Source organism: Xanthomonas arboricola, from assembly GCF_003353015.1.
GTDB lineage: Bacteria > Pseudomonadota > Gammaproteobacteria > Xanthomonadales > Xanthomonadaceae > Xanthomonas > Xanthomonas arboricola_E.
On record NZ_QREM01000001.1, the window covers coordinates 624,982 to 650,937 of the forward strand.

A 25,956-nucleotide genomic window follows, 5' to 3' on the forward strand; every position below is an offset into this window, starting at 1 on the left:
GCTCAGCTCCCGCCCGCGATCAGCGGATCGTCGAAGAAATAGTCGCCCAGCTTGCCCGGCGTCTGCTTGATCGCGCCGCTGTGCTGCATGAACTTGCCCAGCCCCAGCGTGTTCTGCGGCACCACGGTGAACTGCACCTTCGGGTCCTTGAGGATCTGCAGCACCAGCGCGCGATCGATGCCCGAGCCATTGCGACGCAGGAAGATATCCGCCGCCTGCTCCGGATGGGCGGTGACGAAGCGCGCAGCCTGATCCAGCGCCGCGACGAAGGCGCGGTAGGTCTTGGGATTGTCGCGGCGGAATGTCTCGGTGGCGTACAGCACGGTGGCCGAGGAGGGGCCGCCCTCGATCTCGTAGGAGCTGGTCACGATGTGCGCGGCCGGATTGCGCGCCAGTTCCTGCTCCTGGAATGGCGGGCTGGCGAAGTGGGCGGTGATCTCGGTGCGGCCGCGGATGATCGCCGCGGCCGCGTCCGGATGCGGCAAGGCGACCTGCAGCGGATCCAGCTGATGGGTGCCCTTGTCGCCCCAGCGCTGTTGCGAGGCATGCTGCAGGAAACGCGACTGCACCGACACGCCGGTGGCCGGCACCGCAATGCGGTCCTGCGGGGTGAAATCGCCGATCGACTTGATGCGCGGATTGTTGCTGATCAAGTAGTAGGGGAAGTTGCCCAGCGATGCCACGCCGCGCACGTTCTGGCGGCCATGGGTGCGGTCCCAGATGGTGAACAACGGCCCGACACCGGCACCGGCGATATCGATCGAACCGGTCAGCAGGGCATCGTTGACCGCCGCGCCACCGGACAACTGCAGGAACTGCACGTCGATGTCCACGCCAGCCGCCTTGCCCTGCTGCTCGATCAGCTTCTGATCCTGCGCCACGTCCAGCAGCAGGTAGACGATGCCGAACTGCTTGGCGATGCGCAGCTTTCCTTCGGCCTGCGCCTGTGCGCTGTGCAGCAACGGCAATGCGGCCAGGAGCAGCAGCGCAACATGTCGGGAAACACGTCGGCGCTGCGGACGCGCGTGAGAGGTGACGGTCAAACGCATGCGGCGCTCCAGTCGGGAGGGGGAGGGGGATGGCGCGTTTCACAGCGCATCACGCGCTGTAAACCGTGCGCGAGGCGGCGCCTTGGCTAGAACGGCGCATCGCCTTCGATGGTGGTGCGGTTGAGCCGGCGGCGCCGGTGATCGGGCGTGCCGGCGGCCAGGTGCATCACCGAGCGGTTGTCCCAGAACACCATGTCGTGCGGCTGCCAGCGATGCCGGTACACCAACGCATCGCGGGTGCTGTGCGCGAACAGGGCCTGCAGCAGCGCATCACTCTCGTCGTCGGGCAGGCCGACGATGCGGGTGGTGAAATGCTCGCTGACAAACAGCGCCTTCCGGCCGGTTTCCGGGTGCGTGCGCACGACCGGATGCTGCACCGGTTTCACTTCGGCGATCTGTTCCGGCGTCAGCGCCGGGCGCCACGGATTGCGCGCACGCAGTTCCTCGTACTTGGCCAGGTAGCTGTGCTCGGCACGCAGGTCCTGCACCGTCTGCTTGAGCGCGTCGGGCAGGGTCTGCCAGGCCAGGTGCTGGTTGGCGAACAAGGTGTCGCCGCCTTCGCTGGGCAGTTCCTGCGCGTGCAGCAGCGAGCCCAGGCTCGGGGTGTCCTTGTAGGACAGGTCCGAGTGCCAGTAGTGGCCGGCATCGCCCAGGCCGATCGGCGCGCCGTTTTCCTTGATGTTGGAGACCACCAGCACCTCCGGATGCCCGCGCAACTGGAAATTGCGCAACACATGGATCTGCAGCGGGCCGAAGCGGCGGCTGAAGGCGACCTGCTGCGCCGGGGTGATGCGCTGCTCGCGGAACACCAGCACGTGGTAGTCCAGGTGCGCCTGGTGGATGCGCGCGAAGGTCTGCGCATCCAGCGGCTGCGACAGATCCAGGCCGATCACTTCGGCGCCCAGCGGGGCATCGAACGGCACGATCCGGACACTGGAGGAGTGCTCTGTGGAAACCGCATCGCGCGGCGGCTGCGCACGCGCAGCGGAAGTAACGCTGGCCATGACGGTGGCACCTCGACGGCAACGAATGGCCGCCTGGGCCGGCGGCCGGACACACCACTGTAGGCAGTCCGCTCGCCGCTGCGAACGTACGATTGGCAAGGTGCTTATGCGCTGCCGGTATATGCAGCGGTGTGACGGAACGCGAACGGGCGACGCCTGCGCGCCGCCCGTTCGCGGTTCAACCGACCCGGCCTTAGTCGGTCCGCAGTGCCAACGCCGGCGGCGTCGACAGGATGCGCCGGGTGCCCGACCAGCCGGCCAGCAGGCTCAACGCCAGGCCAAACGCGCCGCCGAGCAGCAGGCGCGGCCAATCCGGCGTCAACGCGATCTCGAAGGCCTTTTGCCCGACCACCGCCCCGATCACCGCGGCGGCGGTCACCGCCAGCGTCGCCGCCAGCAGACCGAGCGCGCCGAACTCCACCAGCACCGCGCCACGCAACTGGCCGCGACGCGCGCCCAGCGTGCGCAGCACCGCGCTGTCATAGCGACGCTCGCCGGCGGTGGCTTGCAAGGCCGCCAGCAGCACCAGCACGCCGGCCAGCAGGCTGAAACCCATCACCAGTTGCACCGCCTGCGCCACCTGGTCGATCACCTCGCGCACGCGGCCCAGGATGGCATCGATATCCAGCACCGAGATGTTGGGGTAGTCGCGGCTCAACGACGCCAGCTTGGGTGCATTGCCGGGCGGCAGGTGGAAGCTGGAAATCAGGTTGTACGGCGCATCGCCGACCGCGCCCTGATTGAGCAGCAGGAAGAAATTGACCCGGAACGAGTCCCAGTCGGCCTTGCGGATGCTGGTGACGGTGAAACTGCGCTGCTGCTCGCCCAGCAACAAGGTGATGCGATCGCCGAGTTTCAGCTGATACCGCTGCGCCCAGCCTTCTTCCACCGAGGCCTCCGGCGCGGTGCTGTCGGCCGCCCAGAACCTGCCTTCCAGCAAGGTGTTTGCCGGCGGGAATGCATGCCGCCAGGAAAAATTGACCGGGCGGTTGTCGCCGTCGCCATCGTCGGCCGGATCGCGGTCGCCGCGCTGCGGTGGCTTGTCGTTGATCGCCACCAGGCGGCCGGTCGAAAACGGCTCCACGGCCGCATCGCCCACGCCCAGGCCGCGCAGTGTCTGCAATACCGGTTCGGTCTGCTCGGGCTGGATGTTCATCAGGAAATAGTTGGGCGTGTCCGCCGGCAGGCGGTCGCGCCATTGCCCGAGCAGGCCCGGGCCGACCACCGCCAGCAGCAACAGCGCGCACAGCGACAGCGACAGGCCGACCAGTTGCACCACGCTCAGCCCGCGACGCCGCGTCAGCGAGGCCAGGCCCAGCTTCCAGGCGCCGCGCAGGCGGTGCTGGATCGGCCGCAGCAAGGCCAGCAGGCCCAGCCCCAGTGCCATCGCCACCAGCGCCAGTGCGGCCAGCCCGCCCAGCACCCAGCCGGCCAGCACCAGGTTGCCGGTCGCATACACGGTCAGCGCCAGCGTGGCCGCCAGTGCCGCGGCGTAGACCAGCAGGGAACTCGGTGGCACCGCGGCAAAGCTGCGGTTGAGCACGCGCATCGGCGGCACGTTGCGCAACCGCAGCAGCGGCGGCAGGCCGAAGCCCAGCAACAGCACCAGGCCAATGCCTGCACCGGCCAGGGCCGGGGTGGCCTGCGGCAACGGCAGCCGGTCCGGGATCAGGCTACCCAGCGCCTGCACCAGGCCTTCCTGCGCCAGCATGCCCAGCCCGATCCCGACCAGGCAGGCCGGAATCGCGGTCAGCAGCAACTGCAGCGACAGCATCGCCAGGATGTCGCGCTGGCGTGCGCCCAGGCAGCGCAGCACCGCCACGGTGTCGATGCGCCGCATCGCGAACCGGTTGGCCGCCAGCGCGGTGGCCACACCGGACAACAGCACCGCCAGCAAGGCCGACAAGGCCAAAAAACGCCCCGCACGATCGAACGCCGCGCGCATGCCGCGCTGGGTGTCCTCGATGCCGACCAGGCGGAATTCGCTGGCGCGCGGTTTCAGCCACGCACGCAGGTCGGCGATGGCATCGGGCGCACCGGAGAACATCAGCCGGTATGACGCGCGGCTGCCGGGCCCCAGCAGGCCGGCACCGGCGATATCGGCACGATTGACCAGCAGCGGCGGCGACAGCTGCATCAGCTCGCCGGACGCATCCGGTTCGGCCCGCAGCACGCCGGTGATGGTGAGGTGCCCGGCGCCGAATTCCAGCTGGTCGCCCACGCGCAGGCCCAGGGCCTCCAGCAGGCGGGGATCGGCATAGGCCTGGCCCGGCGGCGGTGCGCCCGCAGGCGTGCCCTGCATGCCGGCGCCGTCGCTGGACACGAGCAACTGCCCGCGCAGGGGGTAGCCGGCACCGACACCGCGGATATTGGCCATCTGGCTGGCATCGCCGTGAAACAGCACGCTGGGGAAGCTGACCATGCGCGTGCTCTGCAGGCCACGCCGCTGCGCTTCGGCGGCGAAGTCGGCCGGGATCTCCTGGCGGCCGGTCACGCCCAGATCGCCGCCGAGCACTTCGGCCGCGCTGGAGGTCAGTGCCAGGGTCACCCGATCGACCAGCGTGCCGACCGCCGTCATCACCGCCACGCCCAGCACCAGCGCGGCGAACACGGTCAGCAGGTCGCCGGCCAGGAATTCACGGCGCACCGCCCGTGCGGCCTGTCGCAGCACGTTCATGCGGCCGGACCGGTCTGTGCATGCAGGCGGCCGCTGTCGATGCGGTAGATGTGATGGCAGCGCTGCGCCAGCGTCATGTCGTGGGTGACCAGCACCAGGGTGGTATCGCTGGTGGCGTTGAGCGCGAACAGCAGGTCGCTGATCTGCGCGCCGGTGGCCTGGTCCAGGCTGCCGGTGGGTTCGTCGGCGAACAGGATGCGCGGCCTGGCCACGAACGCACGCGCCAGCGCCACGCGCTGCTGCTCGCCACCGGACAGCTGGCGCGGGTAGTGGCGCGCACGCGCGCTCAGGCCGACCGCCTCCAGTACCTCGCGTACCCGCGCCGGGTCCTCACGCCCGGCCAGTTCCAGCGGCAGCGCGATGTTTTCCTCGGCGGTCAGCGCCGGCAGCAGATGGAAGCTCTGGAACACGAAGCCCACCTCGCGCGCGCGCAAGGCGACGCGCGCCTCCTCGTCCAGCTGGCCGAGCTCCTGGCCGGACAGCGCGATGCTGCCGCGGCTGGGCAGGTCCAGCCCGGCCAGCAGGCCGAGCAGGGTGGTCTTGCCCGAGCCGGACGCGCCGACGATGGCGATGCTGTCGCCTTCACTGACCGTCAAGCTGATGTTGTCGAGGATGTGGAGTGTTCCCTCCGGTCCAGTGACGGACTTGCCGACCTCGCGGACGTCGATGGCGGTGCGGGTGCTGGAGTGGGGGGCCAGACTGTCGATGAGGAATCTCCGAATGCGTGAAAGAACACTGCGATATGGCGCGCTGGTCCTGTGGCTGCTGACACTGTCCCTGCTCGCGCCGGGAATTGCCTCTGCCAAAAGTCCGGTGGCGACCGCCCCGATCCTGGTGGTCGGCGACAGCCTGAGCGCTGCGCACAACATCCCGGTGCAGTCCGGCTGGGTCACCCTGCTGGACCAGCGCCTCAAGCGTGACATGGCGACGCCACCGGCGCTCGTCAATGCCAGCATCAGCGGCGAGACCACCTCCGGCGCATTGACGCGGCTGCCCGGCCTGCTGCAGAAGCACCACCCCGGCGTGGTGGTGATCGAACTCGGCGGCAACGATGCGTTGCGCGGCCTGACCCCGGCCCAGCTCAAGGGCAACCTGGAGAAGATGATCCAGCTCAGCCAGCAGGCCGGCGCCAAGGTGCTGCTGCTCGGCATCGATGTGCCGCCGAACTACGGCCCCGCCTACCGCGAGCGGCTGAAGGCGACCTATGCCGACCTGTCCCGGCAGTACAAGACCGCATTGGTGCCGTTCTTCCTTGAGAAGGTCGCGCTGCAGCCAGGCCTGATGCAGGCGGACGGCCTGCATCCCACCGCTGCGGCGCAGCCGCGGGTGCTGGAAACGGTGTGGCCGGCGCTGCAGCCGCTGCTCGGGCGCTGACGGCCTGCGGCGAGCGCCTGTGGGCACAAAACGTGAGGTGGTCTTCACGCCCTTTCCACCGCCGATCCGGCATGTTTCACAAAGCTGAAGACCGAGGAAAGTCCATGCGTCAGACCAAGGAAACGTCCGGCCTCGTGCTGGTCGTCGAAGACAACCGCAATATCTCTGAAATGATCGGCGAGTACCTGGAAGGCCGTGGCTTCGAGGTCGACTATGCGCAGGACGGACTCGACGGCTACCGTCTGGCCGCCGAGAACAGCTACGACGTGGTCGTGCTGGATCTCATGCTGCCACGCCTGGACGGCATCGAAGTGTGCCGCCGCCTGCGTAACGATGCACGCAAGTCCACCCCGGTGCTGATGCTGACCGCCCGCGACACGCTGGACGACAAGCTCACCGGCTTGGGCTTCGGTGCCGACGACTACCTGACCAAGCCGTTCGCCATTCAGGAACTGGAAGCGCGCCTGCGTGCCCTGATCCGGCGCGAGCGTCGCCAGGTGGGTTCGGAAGTGCTCAAGGTCGCCGACCTGGTGCTCGATCCGGTCAGCATGCGCGCCACCCGTGCCGGCACCGAGCTGCAGCTCTCGCCGATCGGCCTGCGCCTGCTGACCATCCTGATGCGCGAGTCGCCGCGGGTGGTGACCCGCCAGGAAATCGAGCGCGAAATCTGGGGCAACGGGTTGCCGGATTCGGACACCCTGCGCAGCCATCTGTACAACCTGCGCAAGATCATCGACAAGCCGTTCGATCGCCCGCTGCTGCACACCGTGCAGAGCGCCGGCTATCGCATTGCCGACATCGCCCAGCCGATGGCCTGATGTCGCCGGCCGGCCGCCGTGCTGGCGGCCGGTCACCTCCTGCAGGCGCCCACGCGCCGCTCGTTTCCGCGCGCTGCCGTCTGGCTGCACGACGGGCTTACGGAAGCGTTGCCTATAATCCGGCGCTCTCCCCTGGATGCAGCAATGCCGCACGGGCTTCCACGAAAAATACGGCTGGCCTTCCTCCTGCAGGTCGCCCTGGCGAGCCTGGCGATCGTGTTGGGCGGCTATCTGCTGTCCTTCGTCATCAAGTACAGCCTGGTGCGTACGGTGCTGGCCGACGAGGCGGTGCATTTCTGGCGCGTGCACAAGAGCGCACCGAACAATCCGCCGCCGAACACCCGCAATATCCAGGGCTATTTTTCACCCGCCGGCCAGGGCCGCGATGCCGCACCAGCGGCGTTGCAGCGGTTGTCGCCGGGCTTCAGCGAAGTGGCTGCCGCCGATGCCCTGGTGTATGTCGATCAGCGCCCGGAAGGGCGCCTGTATCTGGTGTTCCCGCGCTCGCGTGCGGCCCATCTGACGCTCTGGTTCGGGGTGGTGCCGGCGATGCTGGTGCTGCTGGCGATCTATGGGGTGTTCTGGGCGACCTACCGGATTTCCAAACGCCTGGTGTCGCCGATCAGCTGGCTGGCACGGCGCGTCTCGCAGTGGGATCCGCGCAACCCGGATGTCGACGAACTGGCACCGGAGCGGTTGCCCGCCGACCTGCAGGGCGAGACGCGGCAACTGGCCGCTGCCCTGCATACGCTCGGGCAGAAGGTCAGCGACCATGTCGCGCGCGAGCGCAACTTCACCCGCGATGCCAGCCACGAACTGCGCACGCCGTTGACGGTGATCCGGGTGGCCAGCGACATGGCGCTGGCCGATGACGACTTGTCGCAACGCACCCAGCGCAGCCTGCGCCGGATCCAGCGCGCCGGCCGCGACATGGAAGCGGTGATCGACGCCTTCCTGATCCTGGCGCGCGAAGCCGAGATCGACCCGCAGAGCGAAACCTTCGATGCCGCCGAACTGGCCGGCGAAGAAGTCGATAGCGCGCGCCAGCTGCTGGGCGACAAGCCGGTGTCCCTGGCGATGGTCGGTGACCGCAGCCTGCAGATGTTCGCCCCGCCGCGGGTGATGCGCGTGGTGCTCAGCAACCTGCTGCGCAATGCCTGCGCCTATACCGACACCGGCAGCATCGAGGTGGAAGTCACCCAGGACCGCATCATCGTGCGCGACACCGGCATCGGCATGAGCGAGGAAGCGCGCGCGCGCGCCTTCGAGCCGTTCTTCCGCGCCGATCCCACCCGTCCGCAGGGCACCGGCCTGGGCCTGTCGATCGTGCGCCGGCTGTGCGACCGCTTCGGCTGGCGGATCGAACTGCACAGCGAGTCCGGTGTGGGCACCTCGGTTGCAGTGGTGGTGGCCTGAGGGAATAGTGGCCGTAGCGGCATGTGTGTGCCTGCAATCTGCCACGGACGAGGAAGATGCGCCGCATGCGCCCAGGGCGCCGTTTGCGGTTGCCGACGCTGCTGTTTTCCACCACGTGGCAACGAGGCTGCGTGCCGTGCCGATCTGCCGCAGACGCCAGGTGCCTCTGCGGGATCGGTGAGGCAATGGGTTGATCTGGCGAGTGCGACGCCAGGTCAACCCGCCAGGCGTTACTTCTGCTCCAGCACCGGTGCCACCGCCTTGCGCCAGATGGCATAGCCATCGGCGGTCATGTGCAGCATGTCGTCGCGAAACAGCGCGGCACGTGGCTTGCCGGTGGCATCGAGCATCGGCGTGTAGACGTCCACGTAGTCCACGCGTGCCAGTGGCGCGAGTGCGTCCTTGATCAGGCCATTGGCGGTCACGATCGCCGGCAGCAGATGCGCGCGCGAGGGGCTGGGCTTGATCGACAGATAGCTGATGCGCGCGCTGGGCAGGTCGCGGCGGATGCGCGTCACGAATGCCAGCACGTCGTCGCGGACCTGCTGCGGCGTGCGGCCGCTGTTGAGATCGTTGTCGCCGGCGTACAGCACCACCTGGCGTGGCGCATACGGGATCACGATGCGGTCGGCGTACCAGGTGCTGTCGCGCACTTCCGACCCGCCGAAGCCGCGATTGATCACCGGCATGCCGGGGAAATCCTGTGCCAGTGTTTCCCAGAAGCGGATCGACGAACTGCCGACGAAGACGATGCCGTGGCGGGGCGGCGGTTGCTGCGCGTCGCTGTCGGCGAAGCGCCGCATGTCGTCTTCCCAGGCAGCATTGGACACCTGCGCGGGGATCTGCGGCGTGGTGTGCGGAGCGGCGGCGTGGACGTGGCCGGACAACAGCACGAGGGCGCACAGCAGGGTGCGCAAGGGATGTGTGGTCATGCAAAAGAACCTGCGACAGCGAAGCGGACCACCATGGTGCGACAGGCCGGAAGCCCAGGGCAAACCGACCGGCGTCGAGCACCTGCCACCGCCGCGCGCGCCGATCGCGGCGCCGGACCTGCATCGACACGGTGGAAGAGATTGCGCGATGCGGCAGCGTCCGGTTGCCGTGCAGACCCAACGCCACCTGTTCGGGCGCGGAGTTGCGCCCTGGCGGCGCGCTGCACGACGGTGCAAGATTCGCACTTTCCCCAGCAGTGACCACGCCATGCGTTCGAGCCGTCCCCAGACACGCCCTTGCGGCCGGAAGCACTGACGCATGGCCGATCAACTGGGACACGTGCCGCGCGGCCCGCGCCGCATGTTCAAGGCGGCAATCTGGTCGTGGCAGGGCTTGCGTGCGGCATGGCTGCACGAATCCTCGTTTCGGCTGGAGGTCTGCCTGGCCGTGGTGCTGGCGCCGCTGGGACTGTGGCTCGGCCGGTCCGGCCTGGAGCGCATCGCGCTGGTCGCGCCATTGCTGATCGTGCTGGCCGCCGAATTGCTGAATTCGGCGATCGAGGCGGTGATCGAGCGCTACGGCCCCGAGCACCACGTGCTGGCCGGCCGTGCCAAGGACATGGGGTCTGCGGCGGTGTTCCTGCTGCTGATCAATGTGCTGTTGTGCTGGGGACTGATCCTGCTGCCGCGGTTGTCCTGAGGGCAGTGCGTCTGCGCACGCCACAGCCGCCGATCGGCTTCGGCAGGCGATCGGATCGGCGGATGCGTGGACACGGTCGTGGCGATGCGACGCACCGGAGCGCGCCAGCGGTCATGTCGGCCGCCACGTTGCGTGCAGTGACTGCCGCGCGCGCAGGCTTCCTCGTGCCTGGCCGGGGGGCGACTGCCTGGCGGGCGCATGTGCATGCCGGTTTGACCCGCCGCGTGGCATGCTGCGGCTCTCTTTCCACGGAATCGCCTGCATGCCCGTCCTGATTCGCGCCCTGGTGTTGCTGATGCTGACCGTCTCGCTGTCCGGTTGCGGCTACAACGCGATCCAGCAGAAGGAAGAAGGCGTCAAGGCTGGTTGGTCGGAGGTGCTGAACCAGTACCAGCGTCGTGCCGACCTGATTCCCAATCTGGTGCGCACCGTGCAGGGCTATGCCCAGCAGGAGCGCCAGGTGCTGACCGAGGTGACCAATGCGCGCTCGCGGGTCGGACAGATCCAGGTCAATGCCGATGACGAAGCCTCGCTGAAACGGTTCCAGCAGGCGCAGGGCGAGCTCGGCAGTGCGCTGTCGCGCCTGATGGTAGTCAGCGAAAACTATCCGCAGCTGAAATCCGACCAGTCCTTCCGCGATCTGCAGGTGCAACTGGAAGGCACCGAAAACCGCATCACCGTGGCGCGTGGCCGCTATATCCAGACGGTGCAGGACTACAACACCTACATCCGTTCGTTTCCGCAGGTGATCACCGCCAAGATCTTCGGCTACCAGCCCAAGCCCAACTTCAGCGTGGAAAACGAGGCGCAGATTTCGCGCGCGCCGCAGGTGGATTTCGGCAATCAGCAGGCGCCGCAGCAGCCGCCCGCGCAGCAACCGCAACCTGCGCAGTAACGGCGCTCACCAGGCAGGAGTCAGGCAATGCGGCAAACGCACAGCTGGGTGTTCTGGATGTTGGCGTTGCTGCTGCTGCCGGCCTCGCTGCTGGCGCAGGATCTTGCCGCCATTCCGCCGTTGCGCTCGCCGGTGGTCGACACCACCGGCACGTTGGATACCACGCAGACCCGGCAACTCGAGCAACAGGCACTGGCCCTGCAGCAGCGCAAGGGCGCGCAGCTGCAGATCCTGATCGTGCCGACCACCCAGCCGGAGGCGATCGAGCAGTACGCCCAGCGCGTGTTCGACCAGTGGAAGATCGGCCGCAAGGGCGTGGACGACGGCGTGCTGCTGCTGGTGGCCAAGGACGATCGCCGGGTGCGCATCCAGCCCGGTTACGGCCTGGAGGGCGCGATCCCCGATATCGCCGCCAACCGCATCATCCAGGAGTACCTGGCACCGCGTTTCCGTGAGGGCGACTACGCCGGCGGCATCAGCGCGGCGACTGCGACCCTGGCCGGCCTGATCGAGGGCGAGCCCTTGCCGGCGCCGGTCAGCGGGCACGCCGATGCCGGCACGGGCAATGCCGCGGGTGGTGGCGGCTGGATCGTGGCCTTGTTCATCGGGTTCGTGGTCGCGATGGTGGCGCGCGGCATTCTTGGCGCCTTGCCGCGGCCGTTGCGGGCCCTGCTGACCGGCGTCGCCGCCGGTGGCGCCGCCCTGTTGTTTACCTCGCTGCTGTTCGCCAGCGCCGGCGCCGCAGTGATCGGGCTGCTGGCTGGCCTGGCATCCGGTTCGCCGGGGCGCTTTGTCGGCGGCGGTGGCTGGGGCGGGGGTGGCTTCGGGGGCGTTGGAGGCGGTGGCCGCGGCGGCTTCGGTGGCGGCGGCTGGGGCGGCGGCGGCGGATCATCGGGAGGCGGTGGCGCCTCGGGGAGCTGGTAATGCGGTGGCTCAGGCATGTCTTCGCGCCCTCGGCGCAGCGCAGTTTCCCGGCCGCCTGCATGGACGCGATCGCCGCGGCAGTTGCCGCCAGCGAGCGCACCCACACCGGGCAGATCATGGTGGCGGTGGATGCCGACCTGCCGCTGGGCGCGCTATGGCGCGGGCAGACAGCGCGCCAGCGCGCCGAACAGGCCTTCGCACAGCTGCGCACCTGGGACACCGACGCCAACAATGGGGTGTTGCTCTACCTGCTGCTGGCCGACCACGCCATCGAAGTGGTGGCCGACCGCGGCCTGCGCAGCCGGGTGCCGCAGGCGCAGTGGGCCGAAGTGTGCCGGCGCATGCAGCAGTTCCTGCGCGATGGCGACCACGAGGCGGCGGTGCTGGCCGGGATCGAGGCGGTGACCGAGCTGTTGAGCGAGCATTTCCCCGCCGCCCCCGGCTCCCAGCATGAAGACGAGCTGCCCGATCGTCCCCAGTTCTTAGGCTGAGCGCGTGCGAGATGTCAGAATAGACGCCTCGCTTTTTCGTGATCCGCGGTCCGAATGATCTATCTGCACGCCATCGACCCCATCGCCTTCTCGCTTGGACCGGTGCAGGTGCACTGGTACGGGTTGATGTACCTGGCCGCGTTCTTCTCTGCCTGGGCCCTGGGGCGCTCGCGCATCCTGCGCGGCCGCCTGCCGGGTGTGGACATGGACGGATTTTCCGACCTGTTGTTCTACGGCATGCTCGGCGTGGTGCTGGGCGGGCGCATCGGCTACATGCTGTTCTATGCATTCGACAGCCTGCTGGCCAACCCGTTGATCCTGTTCAAGGTGTGGCAAGGTGGCATGAGTTTCCACGGTGGCCTGCTGGGCGTGTTGATCGCCTGCGGGCTGTGGGCGCGCAAGCATCGGCTGCACTTCTTCGACGTGATGGATTTCGTGGCGCCGCTGGTGCCGCTGGGCCTGGGATTCGGGAGGCTCGGCAATTTCGTCGGCGGCGAGTTGTGGGGCAAGTTCACCCAGGCCGGTTGGGGCGTGATCTTTCCGCATGCGCCGGAGCTGGCCGATGTCGCACCTGCGCAAATCCAGGCGCAGTATGCCGCCGGTGCGTTGAACCAGTTCGCGCGGCACCCGTCGCAGCTTTACGAAGCGGCGCTGGAAGGCGTGGTGATGTTCGTGGTGCTGTGGGCGTTCTCGATGCAGCCGCGCGCCCGCTATGCGGTGTCCGGGCTGTTTGCGCTGCTGTACGGCGTGTTCCGCTTCATCGTGGAATTCGTGCGGGTGCCGGATGCGCCGATCGGCTACCTGGCCTTCAACTGGCTGACGATGGGCCAGATCCTGAGCCTGCCGTTGATTGCGGTGGGCCTGGTGCTGCTGGCGATGTCGCGCCGCGCCGCGGTGCTGCAGCCGGTATTGCCGGCGCCCGCCAGCGTGGAGGCGTCCAAGTGAAGCCCTATCTGGACCTGCTGCAGCATGTGCTGGAGCACGGTGCCGAGAAGTCCGATCGCACCGGCACCGGCACGCGCAGCGTGTTCGGCTGGCAGATGCGCTTCGACCTCAATGACGGCTTTCCGCTGGTCACCACCAAGAAGCTGCACCTGCGCTCGATCATCCACGAGCTGCTGTGGTTCCTGCAGGGCGATACCAATATCGGCTATCTCAAGGACCATCAGGTTCGCATCTGGGACGAGTGGGCCGATGCCGACGGCAACCTCGGCCCGGTCTACGGCAAGCAGTGGCGGCGCTGGACCGGCCCGGACGGGGTCGAGATCGACCAGATGCAGTGGCTGGTGGACGAGATCAAGCGCAATCCGGATTCGCGCAGGTTGGTGATCAGCGCCTGGAACGTCGGCGAGCTGCCGCAGATGGCGCTGATGCCCTGCCATAGCCTGTTCCAGTTCTATGTGGTCGACGGCAAACTCAGCTGCCAGCTCTATCAGCGCAGCGGCGACATCTTCCTCGGCGTGCCGTTCAATATCGCCAGCTATGCATTGCTGACGCACATGGTGGCGCAGGCCACCGGGCTGGGCGTGGGCGATTTTGTGCACACCCTCGGCGATGCGCACCTGTATTCGAATCACTTCGAGCAGGCCCGCGAGCAGCTGACGCGCCCTGCGCGCGCGCTGCCGACCTTGCGATTGAATCCGCAGGTCACAGACCTGTTCGCGTTCCGCTTCGACGACATCGCCATCGAGGGGTATGACCCGCACCCGCCAATCAAGGCGCCGGTGGCGGTGTAAGGGTTGATGTAGGTAAACGTTCCTGTTGATTAGGAGGCGTGGTGGCAAAACATTCAAGCAAAGCACGCGAGAAGCTTGCGGATTCCTTGATGAGCATGTCTGGCTCTTTGGCAGTAGCTACCGCCGTGCCTGTTACTGCGGCGCCGCTTGGACTGATTATTGCTGCACTTGTCAGAGGCGATAGGTCCGATAATGCTTGGGCGTTTCTTCACGCATCGCCTCTATTGATCGCTCTATTCATGCTCGTGTTTGCCTTTGGTGCGGGACTGACATTGCTAGCGAGAAAGTCAGCAATGAAGATCTACGACGAGCTGTATCCTGACAAATGAAAATCACCTTGATCGTCGCCTTCGACCGCAACAACGCCATTGGTCGCGATAACGCGTTGCCGTGGAAACTGCCGGACGATCTCAAGCGCTTCAAGGCGCTGACGCTGGGCAAGCCGATCCTGATGGGGCGCAAGACTGCCCGATCGCTGGGGCGTGCGTTGCCGGGGCGTTTGAACCTGGTGCTGACGCGCTCGGGACAGGTGCCGTTCGCGGACATGCAGGCGGTGGCGTCGATCGATGCCGCGATTGCGCTGGCCGAGGCGGCCGGCGCGCAGGAGTTGTGCGTGATCGGCGGTGGCGAGGTGTATCGCCTGACGATGGAGCGGGCGGATGTTCTGGCCGTTACCGATGTGGACACCGCCGTGGAACGGGCCGATACCTACTTTCCGCCGATCGACCCGGCCGTGTGGGAAGCCGTGCAGCGCGAACAGCACGCGGCCGATGCCCGACATGCCTTCGCGTTCGACTACGTGGACTATCTGCGGCGTTGAGGCTGGATTGACCTGCGGTTGCAGCAGGACATGCCGTGCATGCGCTGGCCGGCGGCAGGCGCAGATCGCCTTCAATACAGCTGATGCGCAGGCGACCACGATGTCGGCGACCATCATCCGGTACGTTTGTTCACCACCAGCTCGCCCAGTTCGATCAACCGGGCACGCACGATGTTGCGGCTCAGTCCCAGCAGGGCGGCCGTCCTGACCTGATTGTGGTGGCAGTGGCGATAGGCGGCGCGGAACAGCTGGTCTTCGACCGTTGCATGCAGTGCGCCGCCGGCACGTTCAAAGAGCGTTGCGAAGGCGCGTTCGAGCAAGGCCTGGCCGTCTGCGTGCGCATCGCCGCCTGCCTGCGCCGGCAGGCGCAGTTGCGACAGCCGGATATCGTCGGCGCGCACCACGCCGTCGCGGTGGATCAGCAAGCCATGGTGGATGACGTTTTCCAGTTCGCGGATGTTGCCTGGCCAGGGATGCTCGACCAGCAGGCGTTCGGCGTCGGCGCCGATCGCCACCTGGCCGTGGCCCAGCCGCTGGCTGTACAGATCAACGAAGTGGCGGATCAACGGCGGAATATCGCCGGGCCGTTCACGCAGCGGCTTGAGTTCCACGCCGACCACGTTGAGCCGGTAGAACAGGTCCTGGCGGAAGTGTCCCTGGGCGATGGCCCGATCCAGCGGCACATTGGTGGCGGCCAGTACGCGCACGTCGATCGGTACGCTGCGGCGCGAACCCAGCCGCACCACTTCGCGCTCCTGCAGCACGCGCAGCAGCTTGACCTGGATCGGCATCGGCAGGTCGCCGATCTCGTCGAGAAACAGGGTGCCGCCGTTGGCTTCCTCGAACCAGCCGGCCTTGGCGCTGAGTGCGCCGGTGAAGGCGCCTTTCTCGTGCCCGAACAGTTCCGCATCCACCAGCGACTCGCTGAAGGCGCCGCAGTTGACCGCCACGAATGGATGGCGCGCACGCGCGCTGCGGTGATGGATGTGGCGCGCGACCAGTTCCTTGCCGGTGCCGGATTCGCCGACGATCAGCACGCTGGCTTCGCTGGGCGCCACGCGCTCCAGATGTGTCAGCAATGCCTGCGAGGACGGGTCCTCGAACACCTGCGCGGTGGCGCGGGCGGGGTTGTCGGCAGGCGCGCGCCGATGTGCGGCAGGCAGGCTCAGCAAGCGGAAATCGGACATGGGACGGACTCGTGCATGGGGAGCGGCGGGCGCGAGGCGGCGTCGCGACATCACGGCGGGGCGCGGGATCCGACGTGGCCGTGCAGGCGCAGCATCGGCAGGCTCAGGAGTAGAAACTCGGTGTCGGCGGTTGCTGGCGCAGCGCCCATTCGCCGAGTTCGCGCAGCTTGTAATCGACCGGGTCGTGCAGCGTCTGGGTGCGCAGGTTGCGCCAGTAGCGGTCCAGCCGCAGCGCGGCGTGGGTGGCGCGCGCACCGGTGACCTCGAACAGCTTGCTGCACACCTCCAGGCCCACGCGCGTGGTGGCGACCTTGGCGGCAGCCACCGCCAATGCGACCTGCGCACGTTCGTCGCTGCCAAGGGCGTGCTCCTTGCGCCAGGCCGCGTCGAGCAACTCGGCGGCGCGGCCGGTGAGTAGCCGGGCGCTTTCCAGGCCCAGCCAGAACTCGCCGTAATGGGCCAGGATGTAGGGATCGTCGCTGGCCCGTTCCACCCCGGAGCGGTGCCAGGCACGGGCTTCGGTCAGCGTGTAGCTGCGTGCTTCCTCGAACGCGCCCTCGGCGATGCCCAGGAACAGATGCGCGAACAGCAGCTGCGCGATCAACGGGCGCAGACAGGCGAACGGCGTGCTCAAGGGGCCGGGGTCGAGCAGCAGCTCGCTTTCTTCCACGCGCACGCGTTCGAAGGTGGTGCTGCCGCTGTCGGTCTGGCGTTGGCCGATGTTGTCCCAGTCATGGCCCAGCGTGATGCCGCTGCGTGCGGTGGGGATGGCGCCGATCAGCAGCTTGCCGCTGCGTTCGTCCAGTGCCGAGGCGATCAGCATCTGCGAGTCGAGCGCGCCGGAACAGAAGCTCTTCCTGCCGGAGAATTCGCGCCAGCCCCCGCACTGCACCGCGACGGTGCGGGTATCCAGCGGATTGAGTGCATTGCCCCAGAACCATTGCTTGCGCGCAGTCTGTTCCAGCCACGGCTGCCACTGCGCCGGCTGGCCGAACAGGCGCACGGTGGCCAGCATCAGATGATGGAAGCCGAACACGTGCGCGATGGAGCTGTCGACCCTGGCGAAGACGCGCACGCTCTGCAGCACTTCGCTCCAGCTGGCACCCAGGCCGCCGTACTGCACCGGAATGCTGAGGCCGAGCAGGCCGCTGGCACGCAGCGCGTCGCGCTCGGCCTTGGGCGTGCCGCCGCGTGCATCACGCGCGACGGCGGTGCTGGCGAAGTCGGCAGCCAGACGCTGGGCGGTCTGCAATGGGGTGGGCAGGGACGGTTGCGGTGGGCGGCTGGTCATGCGCGATGGCCTTGTCTGGAAACGAAAGGTGGCGTGCCGGCCGACGGGATCGCCGGCATGCAGGGCAGGCGATCACGGCCGGTGGGGCGCGTCGTCCTTGGCAAGGATCCCGGGCCGGCGCGGCGGTCAGAACACATGGATATCGTGCAGCGCCGCGAGCAGGGTGTGGCGTGCCTGGCGCAGCTCCGGCTGATCGGCCTGGTGATCGCGTGGGCGCGGCGCGTCCAGTGGCAATGCGTACGCAATCGATCCGGGTTGTCCGCCGATGACGATCGCACGATCGCTCAGATAGACCGCTTCGTCGATGTCATGGGTTACCAGCAGCACGCTGAAGCCGTGTTCGTGCGCCAGGCGCAGCAGCAGGTCCTGCAACTTGATGCGGGTGAACGCATCGACGGCGCTGAAGGGTTCGTCGAGCAGCAGCACGCGCGGTTGCCGGTACAGCCCGCGCGCCAGCGCCACCCGCTGGGCCTGGCCGCCGGACAGCTGCCTGGGCAGCGCGGTGGCGTAATCGAGCAGGCCGACCTCGCTGAGCAACTGCTGCACACGTGGAGATTGCCGCGCCGCAGCCGGCGACAGATCGCCTTCGTCGGCAAAGGCGACATTGGCAGCGACGTCGAGCCACGGCAGCAGGCGCGGTTCCTGGAAGATGAAGCCGATGCGCCGGTCGACACCGCGTACGCGCACGCCATCCAGCACTACCTCGCCGGCGTAATCGCGTTCCAGGCCGGCCACGATGCGCAGCAGCGTGCTCTTGCCGCAGCCGCTGGCGCCGATCAGGCTGGCGATCTCGCCCGGCGCCAGCTGCAGGTCGATGTCGCGCAGCACCTGGCGCGTGCCGAACTGCTTGCCGGCGATGCGCAGCTGCAGGCCGGTGCCGCTCATGTGCGGTTTCCAGCGTGGGCGGACACGCTGCGGTTCTGCAGGTTGTCGCGCCAGCGCAAGGTGTGCGATTCGATCGCCTTGAGCACGCCGTCGCTGAGTTTGCCGAGCAGGGCCAGCAGCACGATCGCACCGATCACGATGTCCGGCCGCGAGGTTTCGCGCCCGTCGCTCAGCAGATAGCCCAGCCCGCGGGTGGCCGCAATCAGTTCGGCAGCGACCAGGAACATCCAGGCCAGACTCAGGCTGGTGCGCAGCCCGGTGAAGATGGACGGCAGCGCCGCCGGCAGCAGGATCCGCCGCACCAGCCGCAGTTTGGACAGGCCGTAGCTCTCGCCCAGCTCCACCAGCGTGCGGTCGACCTGGCGCAGGCCGCTGACCCCGCCCAGGTACACCGGGAAGAACGCGCCGATGGCGATCAGGGTGATCTTCGGCGCCTCGTCGATGCCCATCCACAGCAGCAGCAACGGCACCCAGGCCAGGCTGGGCACCGCGCGCAGCGCCTGGAAGCTTGGGTCCAGCAGGCGTTCCAGCCAGCGGCTCAGGCCGACCCCCACGCCCACCAGCAGGCCGAGCCCGGCGCCGATGGCGAAGCCGGCCAGCACCCGCAACACGCTGGCGCCGATATGGCTGGCCAGCCCGCGGCCGGCTTCGTCTGCCAGCGTGGTCAGGATCTGGCTGGGCGGCGGCAGCAGGTAGCGCGGCGTCCAGCCGAGGGCAGAAGCGATTTCGAGTCCGGCGAAGAAGCTCAGCGGCAGCAGCCAACCGAGGCTGCCGGCCGGCAACCTGAGTCGCAGTCGCGGCGGCGCGCCGGCCAGGGAGCGGGACGCGCGCAAGGAGGTCTCGTTCATCGCCGCGCTCAGCCCTGCGCCACGCGTGCGCGTTGGGCGTAGCCAGGATCGATCAGGGCGGCCAGCACCTTGCCCAGGTCGGTGCCGGGCCGGACCAGGCCTTCTTCCAGCAGGATGGGCGCAGCGCCCTGCAGCGCCGCCCGCTCGTCGGCACCAATCACCGGATTGCGCAGGTCGGTGCGCTGCAGTTGCAGCGCGGCGACCTGGGGCGACAGGCGGGCCTCGGTGGCGATCAGTGCGGCAAGTTCGCCGGGGTGCGCGATCGCCCAGGTGCGCGCTTTCTCGTAAGCCTGGATCACCAGTGGAATCTGGTCGGGGTAGGCGGCCGCGAATCTCTCGCTGACATTCAGGAAGCCGCGGGAGTTGAAGGCGGTGTTGCGGTAGATCAGGCGCGTGCCGGCCTCGATCTGGCTGGCGGCCAGATGCGGGTCCAGGCCGGACCAGGCGTCCACATCGCCGCGCTCGAGTGCGGTGCGCCCGTCGGGATGCTGCAGATGCACGATCTCCACCGCGTTCTTGCCCAAGCCGGCCTGCCGCAGCGCGCGCAGCAGGAACAGATGGGCATCGGTGCCCTTGGTCGCGGCGACGCGTTTGCCCCTGAGTTCGCCCAGCTGCCGGATGGGCGAGTTCCTGCCCACCGCCAGCGCGATCCATTCCGGCCGCGAGTAGATGTAGACGGCCTTGATCGGATTGCCGTTGGCACGCGCCAGCAGCGAGGCCAGGCCGGCGGTGCTGCCGAAGTCGATGCTGTTGCCGCCCAGGTATTCAAGCGCCCGATTGCTGCCGGACGACAACACCCACTTGACCTGCGTGCCCTGCGCCTTGAGCGCTTGCTCGAGCCAGCCGAAGTGCTTGAGCACCAGCGAGGTCGGCGAGTAATAGGCGTAGTCCAGTCGCAGCTGTCCGGGGACTGCCGGCCTGGCTTGCGCGAAGGCGGTGCCGGACAGCAGTGGCGGGGCGCCGAGCGCGACCCCGGCGAGGGTTCCGAGTTTGAGCAGGTTGCGGCGCTTCATGAGTGCTCCTGTCAGCGCGCCGAGGCGCGCGGCACGATGGTGTTGGCGATGACCTCGCCGAAGGGGCCGCTCAGGGCCTGCCCGGGCAGCGTCTGTTTGACCGCGCGCGGCAGCAGCGGGAACACCAGCTCGGCGAAGCGGTAGGCCTCCTCCAGATGCGGATAGCCGGAGAAGATGAAGGTGTCGATGCCGAGCGCGGCGTATTCCTCGATGCGCGCGGCCACGGTCTGCGGGTCGCCGACCAGGGCAGTGCCGGCACCGCCGCGCACCAGGCCGACGCCGGCCCACAGGTTGGGGCTGACTTCCAGATCGGCGCGGGTGCGGCGCTGACCGCGGCCGTGCAGTGCGGCCATGCGCCGCTGGCCCACCGAATCCATGCGCGCAAACGCCTGCTGTGCGCGCTCCACCGTGTCGTCGTCCAGGTGACTGATCAGCGACTCGGCCGCCGCCCAGGCCTGCGCATCGGTTTCGCGCACGATCACATGCAGACGGATGCCGAAGGTCAGCGTGCGCCCGAGCGCGGCGGCCTTGCTGCGCACCGCGGCGATTTTTTCGGCCACCGCTTGCGGCGGCTCGCCCCAGGTCAGATAGGTGTCCACCTGTTCGGCCGCCAGCGCGTGCGCAGCATCGGAAGACCCGCCGAACCACACCGGCGGATACGGCTGCTGCACGGTGGGATACAGCAGCTTGGCCGCCTTGACCTGCAGATGTTTGCCGTCGAAGTCGTAGCTGTCGCCGGCGTGGCTGTGGGCGATGATCTCGCGCCAGATGCGGATGAATTCTGCCGAGGCTTCATAGCGCTCGGCATGGTCCAGAAACACGCCATCGCCTTCCAGTTCGCCGCGGTCGCCGCCGGTGACCAGGTTGACCAGCAGGCGGCCGCCGGACAGCCGGTCGAAGCTGGCAGCCATGCGTGCGGCCAGCGCTGGCGCCATCAGGCCAGGACGCAGCGCGACCAGAAACTTCAGCCGGCGGGTGGCGTTGATCAGGCTGGACGCGATCACCCACGGGTCTTCGCAGGAGCGTCCGGTGGGAATCAGCACCCCGTCGTAGCCGAGCGTGTCGGCCGCCACCGCGACCTGGGTGACGTACTCGGCGCTGACCTGGCGTGCGCCCTCGCTGGTGCCCAGATAGCGGCTGTCGCCGTGGGTGGGAATGAACCAGAACATGTCCATGGGAGTTCCTCGCAACGCCCGCATTGCCTCTGCGGTGTTCGGTTGGTGAGTTGGTGGCGGCAGCCCGCACCTGCATGGGCGTGGTTGTACCGGGCGATGCCGCGCTCAGGCGATCCGCCGCAGCGCGTCGGGACGGGCGCCGAGCAGGCCGGCGGCACGCTCGGCAGCCAGCTCGATGCGTTGACGCAGGGCCGGATCGACCACGCGGTAATCCTGGAAATCGGCCTCGGTGGCATAGATGCCGATCGGCAAGGTCAAGGCCTGGAAGAAGGCGAACAGCGGACGCAGTTGGTGATCGATCACCAGTGCGTGCCGTTCGCTGCCGCCGGTGGCCGCGAGCAGGACCGGCGTGTCGATCAGCGCATTGATGTCGATCAGATCGAACAGGTGCTTGAGCAGCCCGGGATAGGAGCCGCGATACACCGGCGCGACCACCAGCAACAGGTCGGCCGACTCGATCTGGCGCAATGCCTGCTCCGCGACCTCATCCAGTTCGCCGCGCCACAGCGCCGCGCCCAGCGGCCGGGCGATGTCGCCGAGCTGCAGGATGCTGGATCTGATCGCCAGTCGTTGCCCCAGTTCGGCAAGTGTTGCCTCAGCCAAGGCAAGGCTTCGAGAAGGGCGCGAGGTGCTGCCGGAGACGGCAACGACATTCAACGGAGTACGCATGCGTCGGTCCTGTGGTGGCGGTATCGGGTGATCGCGCAATGTCCATGCCATGCGGATGGCAACAGTGTTGCTGCACAAACAGCGAAGTGGCGGCCGACACTGTTTGCATGCCGACAGCGATGCATTCCATCTGACTGCACAGCGGCGGACATGGCAATGGTGCGGCGTCTTCAAATGTGCCCGAGGCTTATCAGATTTGAGAATGACTTAATGAAGAAAGCCGGCATTGGCCTTGTTTTCAGCGATTCGGCCGTTGCGGCTCATGGCGTTTACGCAATGACGAAAACGCGTGCGGATATAAGCGCGCGGAAAATGTTGGTGGAGAAACATCGGATCAGCAATTCGCGCGGAAAACTACCGACAAGACACTGGATTCCGCCGACTTTCTCCAGCGCGTCGCAACCTGCAGGTACCGATTCCGCCGATCCGCATCGATGGCACGCAATGTGCGTGCAGTGCTGCGGTGGAACAGCGTCCGGCGGGCGCCGCGTCTGTTGGCAGTGATGGATTGAATGCTGCAACGCGACCGCCGCAACGTGGCCGTCGCAGTTCCGCCATGGCCCACATACCCGCATGTGCGCTGTCCGATCCAGCGTCTCTTGAACGAGGAGTTTGCAAATGCGCCATTCAAAAAAAACCGCGCCGCTGACGTTTGCCTACTGGGTACCCAATGTCAGTGGCGGGCTGGTCGTCAGCACGATCCCGCAGCGCACCGACTGGCGTCTGGACTACAACGTGCGCCTGGCGCAGACGGCCGAACGGGCTGGCTTCGACTATGCGCTTACCCAGATCCGGTTCACCGCCGGCTACGGCGCCGAGCACCAGCACGAGTCGGTGTCCTTCAGTCAGGCCTTGCTGCATGCCACCACGCGGCTGAAGGTGCTGGCCGCGATCCTGCCCGGGCCATGGACGCCGGCAGTGGTGGCCAAGCAGATCGCCACCATCGATCACATCAGCAACGGGCGCATCGCCATCAACGTGGTCAGCGGCTGGTTCAAGGGCGAGTTCGTCGCCATCGGCGAGCCGTGGCTGGAGCACGACGAGCGCTATCGTCGCTCCAGGGAATTCATCCAGGTGCTGAAAGGCATCTGGACGCAGGACAGCTTCAGTTTCCATGGCGATTTCTATCGTTTCAACGACTACACCCTCAGCCCCAAGCCGCTGCAGAAGCCGCATCCGGAGATCTTCCAGGGCGGTAGCTCGCGCGCGGCGCGCGACAACGCGGCCAGTGTGTCGGACTGGTACTTCACCAACGGCAATACACCGGAGCAGTTGCGGCTGCAGATCGACGACATCCAGACCAAGGCCGCAGCCAACGGCCATACCGTCAGGGTCGGCGTCAATGCGTTCGTCATCGCACGCGACACCGAGGCAGAGGCGCAGGCGGTGCTGCAGGAGATCATCGCGCATGCGCATGTCGATGCGGTCAAGGCGTTCGGCGACGCCGCGCGCCAGGCCGGGCAGGCATCGCCGGAAGGGGAGGGCAATTGGGCCACCTCCACGTTCGAGGATCTGGTGCAGTACAACGACGGCTTCCGCACCAACCTGATCGGCACCCCGCAGCAGATCGCCGAACGCATCCTCGCCCTGCAGGACGTGGGCGTGGATCTGGTGCTGTGCGGCTTCCTGCACTTCATCGAGGAAGTCGACTACTTCGGTCGTGAAGTCCTGCCGCGCGTCCGCGCGCTGGAAGCCGAACGTGCGGGCGTGCCGGTCGCGTAGCCGATGCACGACCGTGCCGGCAGGTGCTTGCCGAGGCATGGCCCCGGCATGCACAGACCAGGCCCGCGTGTCAGTCTGCTGCGGGCGGCTGCGGCGCCGCCTGCGGAGACCGCGGGGAGCCGGCGTTCGCGTTGTCGGCGCCACCGCGCTGGCGCTGCCGACGGCGCGGCGGCCGGCTGCGCTGCGCGGTCTGCGGCGGCTGCGTGATCGGGATGCCCGGCACCTGCACCACGCGCAGTTCGTCGGTATCCAGCTGCAGCGCGGTGAGCTTGCCGCCCCACACCGCACCGGTATCGATGGCATGCACGCCCTGGGTGATGGTCAGCCCGAGCGCAGACCAGTGCCCGCAGACGATCTTGAGATCGCGCTCGACCCGGCCCGGCACCTCGAACCACGGATACAGGCCCTGCGCCTGTGTGCCGGGCGTGCCCTTGTCGTCGGTGCCGATGCGCCCGCGTGGGGTGCAATAGCGCATGCGCGTGAACAGGTTGATGATCGCGCGGCTGCGGTCGTAGCCGCTCAGGCCCGGCGACCAGCCGGGCTGGTCGCCGTACATGTTGCGCAGCAGCTTGCGATAGCCGCCACCCTGCAGTTGCTGCTCGACCTCGCGTGCATGCTTCTCGGCCATCTGCGTGGTCCACTTCGGCGCAAGCCCGGCATGGATCATCATCCAGCCCAGGTCGCGGTCCACATGCGCCAGCTTCTGCATCCGCAGCCATTCCAGCAGCAGGTCGCGGTCTTCGGCCAGCACGATGCGCAGCAGGTCCGGATTGACCTTGCGCTGCTCTTCTTCCGAACGCGCGCCGATCGCCAGCAGCGACAGGTCATGGTTGCCCAGCACCACCACGCTATGCGCACGCAGCGAATGCACCAGGCGCAGCGTTTCCAGCGATTGGCCGCCGCGGTTGACCAGGTCTCCGCAGAACCACAAGGTGTCCTGTGCGGGGTCGAAGTTGATTTTTTCCAGCAGGCGCTGGGTGATGTCGTAGCACCCCTGCAGATCGCCAATTGCCCAGACGCTCATCGCGTGCGCTCCATCGTTCCAGCATCCATCAGTGCAGCGTCCTGGGTACGCTCAGCACGAAGGCGGCGATCGGGGCGGTGAATTCGGTGCCATCGTCGGCCACCATGTCGTAGTGACCTTGCATCTGTCCCTGCTCGGTCTCCAGCAGCACGCCGGAGGTGTAACTGAAGGCCTCGCCGGGACGCAGCCAGGGCTGCTCGCCGACCACGCCTTCGCCATCCACCCGCTCGGTGCGTCCGTTGGCGTCGGTGATCTGCCAGTGACGCGCGATCAGGCGCGCGGGCACGGCGCCCGCGTTCTGGATGCGGATGCTGTAGGCGAAGGCATAGCGGCCTTCGTCGGGGGTCGACTGATGGGCGAGGAAGCGGGGCGACACCTCGACCTCGACCCGGTAGCGTGGATCATCGTGCATGCGGAAAGTCTAAAGAAAACCGTGTGGGAGCGGCGCTCAAGCCAGCTCGACATTGGCCAGACGGATGAAATCCGCGACCTCGAGTTGTTCGGCGCGTGCATCCGGGCGCACCTGCGCGGCCTCGAAATGGGCGGGCTCGCAGACGTTGGACAAGGCATTGCGCAGGGTCTTGCGGCGCTGGCCGAAGCCGGCGCGCACCACGTCGGCAAACCGCCGCCGATCCCTGATCAGCACCGTGGCCGGATCGCGCGGCACCAGCCGTACCACCGCCGAGTCCACCTTCGGTGGCGGCCGGAACGCACCCGGCGGCACCACGAACAGCGCGGTCACCTCGCAGTACGCCTGCAGCATCACGCTCAACCGCCCATACACCTTGCTGCCGGGGCCGGCGGCCATGCGGTCGACCACTTCCTTCTGCAGCATGAAGTGCATGTCGGCCACCGCTGCGGCATGGTCCAGCGCATGGAACAGGATCGGCGAGGAGATGTTGTAGGGCAGGTTGCCGACCAAGCGGATCGGCGTGCCATCGGCCAGCGCAGTGAAATCCACGCTGAGCACATCGCGATGGATGATGCTCAGCGCGCCGATCGGTGCGGCGGCGTCGGTCAGTGGTGCGATCAGGTCGCGGTCGAATTCGATCACGGTCAGTGCGCCGTGCCTGCGCAGCAGCGGAAAGGTGATCGCGCCCTGACCGGGGCCGATTTCGACCAGGTGCTGGCCGGCGCGCGGGTCCACCGCCTGCACGATGCGGTCGATGTAATACCGGTCGGCAAGAAAGTGCTGGCCAAGCGACTTCTTGGCCGGTGCGCTGAAGGAATGATTCATGCGTGCAGTTTAACGTGGCAGCGCCTGCACGCGGTGCCGGTTGCGGGCCTGGTTGGCAGGACAGGTGGG

27 protein-coding genes are annotated in these 25,956 nt (G+C 67.6%); 12 read left to right on the top strand and 15 right to left on the bottom strand.

Translation table 11 applies throughout. The features are described from left to right. Positions 1-2 precede the first annotated feature (2 nt). From C0541_RS02765 to C0541_RS02780, 4 genes are all read right to left on the bottom strand, one after another. Positions 3-1,049 carry an ABC transporter substrate-binding protein gene (locus C0541_RS02765; RefSeq protein WP_115045570.1) on the bottom strand — a complete coding sequence of 349 codons (1,047 nt, stop codon included), beginning with the start codon at positions 1,047-1,049 and terminating at the stop codon, positions 3-5. 86 nt (positions 1,050-1,135) lie between these two features. Further along, a complete protein-coding gene (locus C0541_RS02770; protein WP_115045571.1) occupies positions 1,136-2,053 on the bottom strand; it encodes a TauD/TfdA dioxygenase family protein in 918 nt (305 codons plus the stop codon). 193 nt (positions 2,054-2,246) lie between these two features. Then, entirely contained in the window at positions 2,247-4,730 is a 2,484-nt protein-coding gene (locus C0541_RS02775; protein ID WP_115045572.1) for an ABC transporter permease, read from the bottom strand. Further along, positions 4,727-5,332: an ABC transporter ATP-binding protein gene (locus C0541_RS02780; protein WP_274519085.1), complete on the bottom strand. Its 606-nt coding sequence runs from the start codon at positions 5,330-5,332 to the stop codon at positions 4,727-4,729. Before C0541_RS02780 ends, C0541_RS02775 begins: the two co-directional genes overlap by 4 nt. Positions 5,333-5,435: 103 nt before the next feature. Between C0541_RS02780 and C0541_RS02785 the strand changes: the two genes are divergently transcribed. From C0541_RS02785 to C0541_RS02795, 3 genes are all read left to right on the top strand, one after another. Continuing rightward, positions 5,436-6,104, top strand: coding sequence for an arylesterase (locus tag C0541_RS02785; protein WP_193725851.1), 669 nt, complete (start codon positions 5,436-5,438; stop codon positions 6,102-6,104). Between the two features lie 104 nt (positions 6,105-6,208). After that, on the top strand, positions 6,209-6,922 hold the full coding sequence (locus C0541_RS02790) for a response regulator transcription factor (RefSeq protein WP_002811889.1): 714 nt from the start codon (positions 6,209-6,211) through the stop codon (positions 6,920-6,922). A gap of 144 nt (positions 6,923-7,066) precedes the next feature. Next, positions 7,067-8,338 (top strand): sensor histidine kinase, encoded by a 1,272-nt coding sequence (locus C0541_RS02795; protein WP_115045574.1) that lies wholly within the window; start codon positions 7,067-7,069, stop codon positions 8,336-8,338. A 230-nt stretch (positions 8,339-8,568) separates the two neighbouring features. Here the strand turns inward: C0541_RS02795 and C0541_RS02800 are convergent, their stop codons facing one another. Next, the gene (locus C0541_RS02800) at positions 8,569-9,270 is read right to left on the bottom strand and encodes an SGNH/GDSL hydrolase family protein (RefSeq protein ID WP_115045575.1); all 702 of its coding nucleotides are present in this window, start codon (positions 9,268-9,270) and stop codon (positions 8,569-8,571) included. Between the two features lie 319 nt (positions 9,271-9,589). Here C0541_RS02800 and C0541_RS02805 point away from each other — a divergent pair, with 319 nt between their 5' ends. The 8 genes from C0541_RS02805 (at position 9,590) to C0541_RS02840 (ending at position 14,836) form a co-directional block, all read left to right on the top strand. Further along, a complete protein-coding gene (locus C0541_RS02805; RefSeq protein ID WP_115045576.1) occupies positions 9,590-9,970 on the top strand; it encodes a diacylglycerol kinase in 381 nt (126 codons plus the stop codon). A 262-nt stretch (positions 9,971-10,232) separates the two neighbouring features. After that, positions 10,233-10,865, top strand: coding sequence for a LemA family protein (locus C0541_RS02810; protein ID WP_115045577.1), 633 nt, complete (start codon positions 10,233-10,235; stop codon positions 10,863-10,865). 27 nt (positions 10,866-10,892) lie between these two features. Further along, entirely contained in the window at positions 10,893-11,789 is an 897-nt protein-coding gene (locus C0541_RS02815) for a TPM domain-containing protein (RefSeq protein WP_115045578.1), read from the top strand. Continuing rightward, on the top strand, positions 11,789-12,280 hold the full coding sequence (locus C0541_RS02820) for a TPM domain-containing protein (protein WP_115045579.1): 492 nt from the start codon (positions 11,789-11,791) through the stop codon (positions 12,278-12,280). The genes C0541_RS02815 and C0541_RS02820 overlap by 1 nt, the downstream gene beginning before the upstream one ends. A gap of 54 nt (positions 12,281-12,334) precedes the next feature. Beyond that, on the top strand, positions 12,335-13,225 hold the full coding sequence (gene lgt / locus C0541_RS02825; protein WP_115045580.1) for a prolipoprotein diacylglyceryl transferase: 891 nt from the start codon (positions 12,335-12,337) through the stop codon (positions 13,223-13,225). Next, positions 13,222-14,016 carry a thymidylate synthase gene (locus tag C0541_RS02830; RefSeq protein WP_115045581.1) on the top strand — a complete coding sequence of 265 codons (795 nt, stop codon included), beginning with the start codon at positions 13,222-13,224 and terminating at the stop codon, positions 14,014-14,016. The genes lgt and C0541_RS02830 overlap by 4 nt, the downstream gene beginning before the upstream one ends. Positions 14,017-14,057: 41 nt before the next feature. Then, positions 14,058-14,345: a hypothetical protein gene (locus C0541_RS02835; protein ID WP_115045683.1), complete on the top strand. Its 288-nt coding sequence runs from the start codon at positions 14,058-14,060 to the stop codon at positions 14,343-14,345. Continuing rightward, on the top strand, positions 14,342-14,836 hold the full coding sequence (locus C0541_RS02840) for a dihydrofolate reductase (RefSeq protein ID WP_115045582.1): 495 nt from the start codon (positions 14,342-14,344) through the stop codon (positions 14,834-14,836). Before C0541_RS02835 ends, C0541_RS02840 begins: the two co-directional genes overlap by 4 nt. Positions 14,837-14,949: 113 nt before the next feature. Here the strand turns inward: C0541_RS02840 and C0541_RS02845 are convergent, their stop codons facing one another. The 7 genes from C0541_RS02845 to msuE form a co-directional block, all read right to left on the bottom strand. Beyond that, positions 14,950-16,023, bottom strand: a complete 1,074-nt coding sequence (locus C0541_RS02845; RefSeq protein WP_115045583.1) for a sigma-54 interaction domain-containing protein — start codon at positions 16,021-16,023, stop codon at positions 14,950-14,952. A 103-nt stretch (positions 16,024-16,126) separates the two neighbouring features. Continuing rightward, positions 16,127-17,314: an acyl-CoA dehydrogenase family protein gene (locus tag C0541_RS02850; protein ID WP_115045584.1), complete on the bottom strand. Its 1,188-nt coding sequence runs from the start codon at positions 17,312-17,314 to the stop codon at positions 16,127-16,129. Between the two features lie 126 nt (positions 17,315-17,440). Beyond that, positions 17,441-18,199 (bottom strand): ABC transporter ATP-binding protein, encoded by a 759-nt coding sequence (locus C0541_RS02855; RefSeq protein WP_115045585.1) that lies wholly within the window; start codon positions 18,197-18,199, stop codon positions 17,441-17,443. Further along, the gene (locus C0541_RS02860) at positions 18,196-19,047 is read right to left on the bottom strand and encodes an ABC transporter permease (protein WP_115045586.1); all 852 of its coding nucleotides are present in this window, start codon (positions 19,045-19,047) and stop codon (positions 18,196-18,198) included. The genes C0541_RS02855 and C0541_RS02860 overlap by 4 nt, the downstream gene beginning before the upstream one ends. A gap of 8 nt (positions 19,048-19,055) precedes the next feature. Beyond that, positions 19,056-20,060 (bottom strand): aliphatic sulfonate ABC transporter substrate-binding protein, encoded by a 1,005-nt coding sequence (locus C0541_RS02865; protein WP_115045587.1) that lies wholly within the window; start codon positions 20,058-20,060, stop codon positions 19,056-19,058. An 11-nt stretch (positions 20,061-20,071) separates the two neighbouring features. Beyond that, positions 20,072-21,235, bottom strand: a complete 1,164-nt coding sequence (gene ssuD, locus C0541_RS02870) for an FMNH2-dependent alkanesulfonate monooxygenase (RefSeq protein WP_115045588.1) — start codon at positions 21,233-21,235, stop codon at positions 20,072-20,074. Positions 21,236-21,340: 105 nt separating this feature from the next. Next, complete coding sequence (msuE, locus tag C0541_RS02875) at positions 21,341-21,904, bottom strand: FMN reductase (RefSeq protein ID WP_115045589.1); 564 nt, start codon at positions 21,902-21,904, stop codon at positions 21,341-21,343. Between the two features lie 618 nt (positions 21,905-22,522). Here msuE and sfnG point away from each other — a divergent pair. Further along, the gene (gene sfnG / locus C0541_RS02880; protein WP_115045590.1) at positions 22,523-23,626 is read left to right on the top strand and encodes a dimethylsulfone monooxygenase SfnG; all 1,104 of its coding nucleotides are present in this window, start codon (positions 22,523-22,525) and stop codon (positions 23,624-23,626) included. 70 nt (positions 23,627-23,696) lie between these two features. Here the strand turns inward: sfnG and C0541_RS02885 are convergent, their stop codons facing one another. From C0541_RS02885 to rsmA, 3 genes are read right to left on the bottom strand one after another with little or no spacing between them, the layout of a single operon-like run. Continuing rightward, positions 23,697-24,650, bottom strand: a complete 954-nt coding sequence (locus C0541_RS02885) for a symmetrical bis(5'-nucleosyl)-tetraphosphatase (protein ID WP_115045591.1) — start codon at positions 24,648-24,650, stop codon at positions 23,697-23,699. A gap of 28 nt (positions 24,651-24,678) precedes the next feature. Then, on the bottom strand, positions 24,679-25,062 hold the full coding sequence (gene apaG / locus C0541_RS02890; protein ID WP_039523655.1) for a Co2+/Mg2+ efflux protein ApaG: 384 nt from the start codon (positions 25,060-25,062) through the stop codon (positions 24,679-24,681). Between the two features lie 36 nt (positions 25,063-25,098). Then, entirely contained in the window at positions 25,099-25,887 is a 789-nt protein-coding gene (gene rsmA, locus C0541_RS02895) for a 16S rRNA (adenine(1518)-N(6)/adenine(1519)-N(6))-dimethyltransferase RsmA (RefSeq protein ID WP_115045592.1), read from the bottom strand. Positions 25,888-25,956: the final 69 nt, after the last annotated feature.

Coding starts and splice junctions, on each gene's coding strand:
- C0541_RS02765 (WP_115045570.1), bottom strand. CDS start 1,049: ATGCGTTTGACCGTCACCTCTCACGCGCGTCCGCAGCGCCGACGTGTT.
- C0541_RS02805 (WP_115045576.1), top strand. CDS start 9,590: ATGGCCGATCAACTGGGACACGTGCCGCGCGGCCCGCGCCGCATGTTC.
- msuE (WP_115045589.1), bottom strand. CDS start 21,904: ATGCGTACTCCGTTGAATGTCGTTGCCGTCTCCGGCAGCACCTCGCGC.
- C0541_RS02855 (WP_115045585.1), bottom strand. CDS start 18,199: ATGAGCGGCACCGGCCTGCAGCTGCGCATCGCCGGCAAGCAGTTCGGC.
- C0541_RS02850 (WP_115045584.1), bottom strand. CDS start 17,314: ATGACCAGCCGCCCACCGCAACCGTCCCTGCCCACCCCATTGCAGACC.
- C0541_RS02775 (WP_115045572.1), bottom strand. CDS start 4,730: ATGAACGTGCTGCGACAGGCCGCACGGGCGGTGCGCCGTGAATTCCTG.
- C0541_RS02815 (WP_115045578.1), top strand. CDS start 10,893: ATGCGGCAAACGCACAGCTGGGTGTTCTGGATGTTGGCGTTGCTGCTG.
- sfnG (WP_115045590.1), top strand. CDS start 22,523: ATGCGCCATTCAAAAAAAACCGCGCCGCTGACGTTTGCCTACTGGGTA.
- C0541_RS02785 (WP_193725851.1), top strand. CDS start 5,436: ATGAGGAATCTCCGAATGCGTGAAAGAACACTGCGATATGGCGCGCTG.
- C0541_RS02845 (WP_115045583.1), bottom strand. CDS start 16,023: ATGTCCGATTTCCGCTTGCTGAGCCTGCCTGCCGCACATCGGCGCGCG.
- C0541_RS02820 (WP_115045579.1), top strand. CDS start 11,789: ATGCGGTGGCTCAGGCATGTCTTCGCGCCCTCGGCGCAGCGCAGTTTC.
- C0541_RS02865 (WP_115045587.1), bottom strand. CDS start 20,060: ATGAAGCGCCGCAACCTGCTCAAACTCGGAACCCTCGCCGGGGTCGCG.
- lgt (WP_115045580.1), top strand. CDS start 12,335: ATGATCTATCTGCACGCCATCGACCCCATCGCCTTCTCGCTTGGACCG.
- C0541_RS02795 (WP_115045574.1), top strand. CDS start 7,067: ATGCCGCACGGGCTTCCACGAAAAATACGGCTGGCCTTCCTCCTGCAG.
- ssuD (WP_115045588.1), bottom strand. CDS start 21,235: ATGGACATGTTCTGGTTCATTCCCACCCACGGCGACAGCCGCTATCTG.
- C0541_RS02790 (WP_002811889.1), top strand. CDS start 6,209: ATGCGTCAGACCAAGGAAACGTCCGGCCTCGTGCTGGTCGTCGAAGAC.
- C0541_RS02770 (WP_115045571.1), bottom strand. CDS start 2,053: ATGGCCAGCGTTACTTCCGCTGCGCGTGCGCAGCCGCCGCGCGATGCG.
- C0541_RS02840 (WP_115045582.1), top strand. CDS start 14,342: ATGAAAATCACCTTGATCGTCGCCTTCGACCGCAACAACGCCATTGGT.
- C0541_RS02810 (WP_115045577.1), top strand. CDS start 10,233: ATGCCCGTCCTGATTCGCGCCCTGGTGTTGCTGATGCTGACCGTCTCG.
- rsmA (WP_115045592.1), bottom strand. CDS start 25,887: ATGAATCATTCCTTCAGCGCACCGGCCAAGAAGTCGCTTGGCCAGCAC.
- C0541_RS02800 (WP_115045575.1), bottom strand. CDS start 9,270: ATGACCACACATCCCTTGCGCACCCTGCTGTGCGCCCTCGTGCTGTTG.
- C0541_RS02860 (WP_115045586.1), bottom strand. CDS start 19,047: ATGAACGAGACCTCCTTGCGCGCGTCCCGCTCCCTGGCCGGCGCGCCG.
- C0541_RS02885 (WP_115045591.1), bottom strand. CDS start 24,650: ATGAGCGTCTGGGCAATTGGCGATCTGCAGGGGTGCTACGACATCACC.
- apaG (WP_039523655.1), bottom strand. CDS start 25,062: ATGCACGATGATCCACGCTACCGGGTCGAGGTCGAGGTGTCGCCCCGC.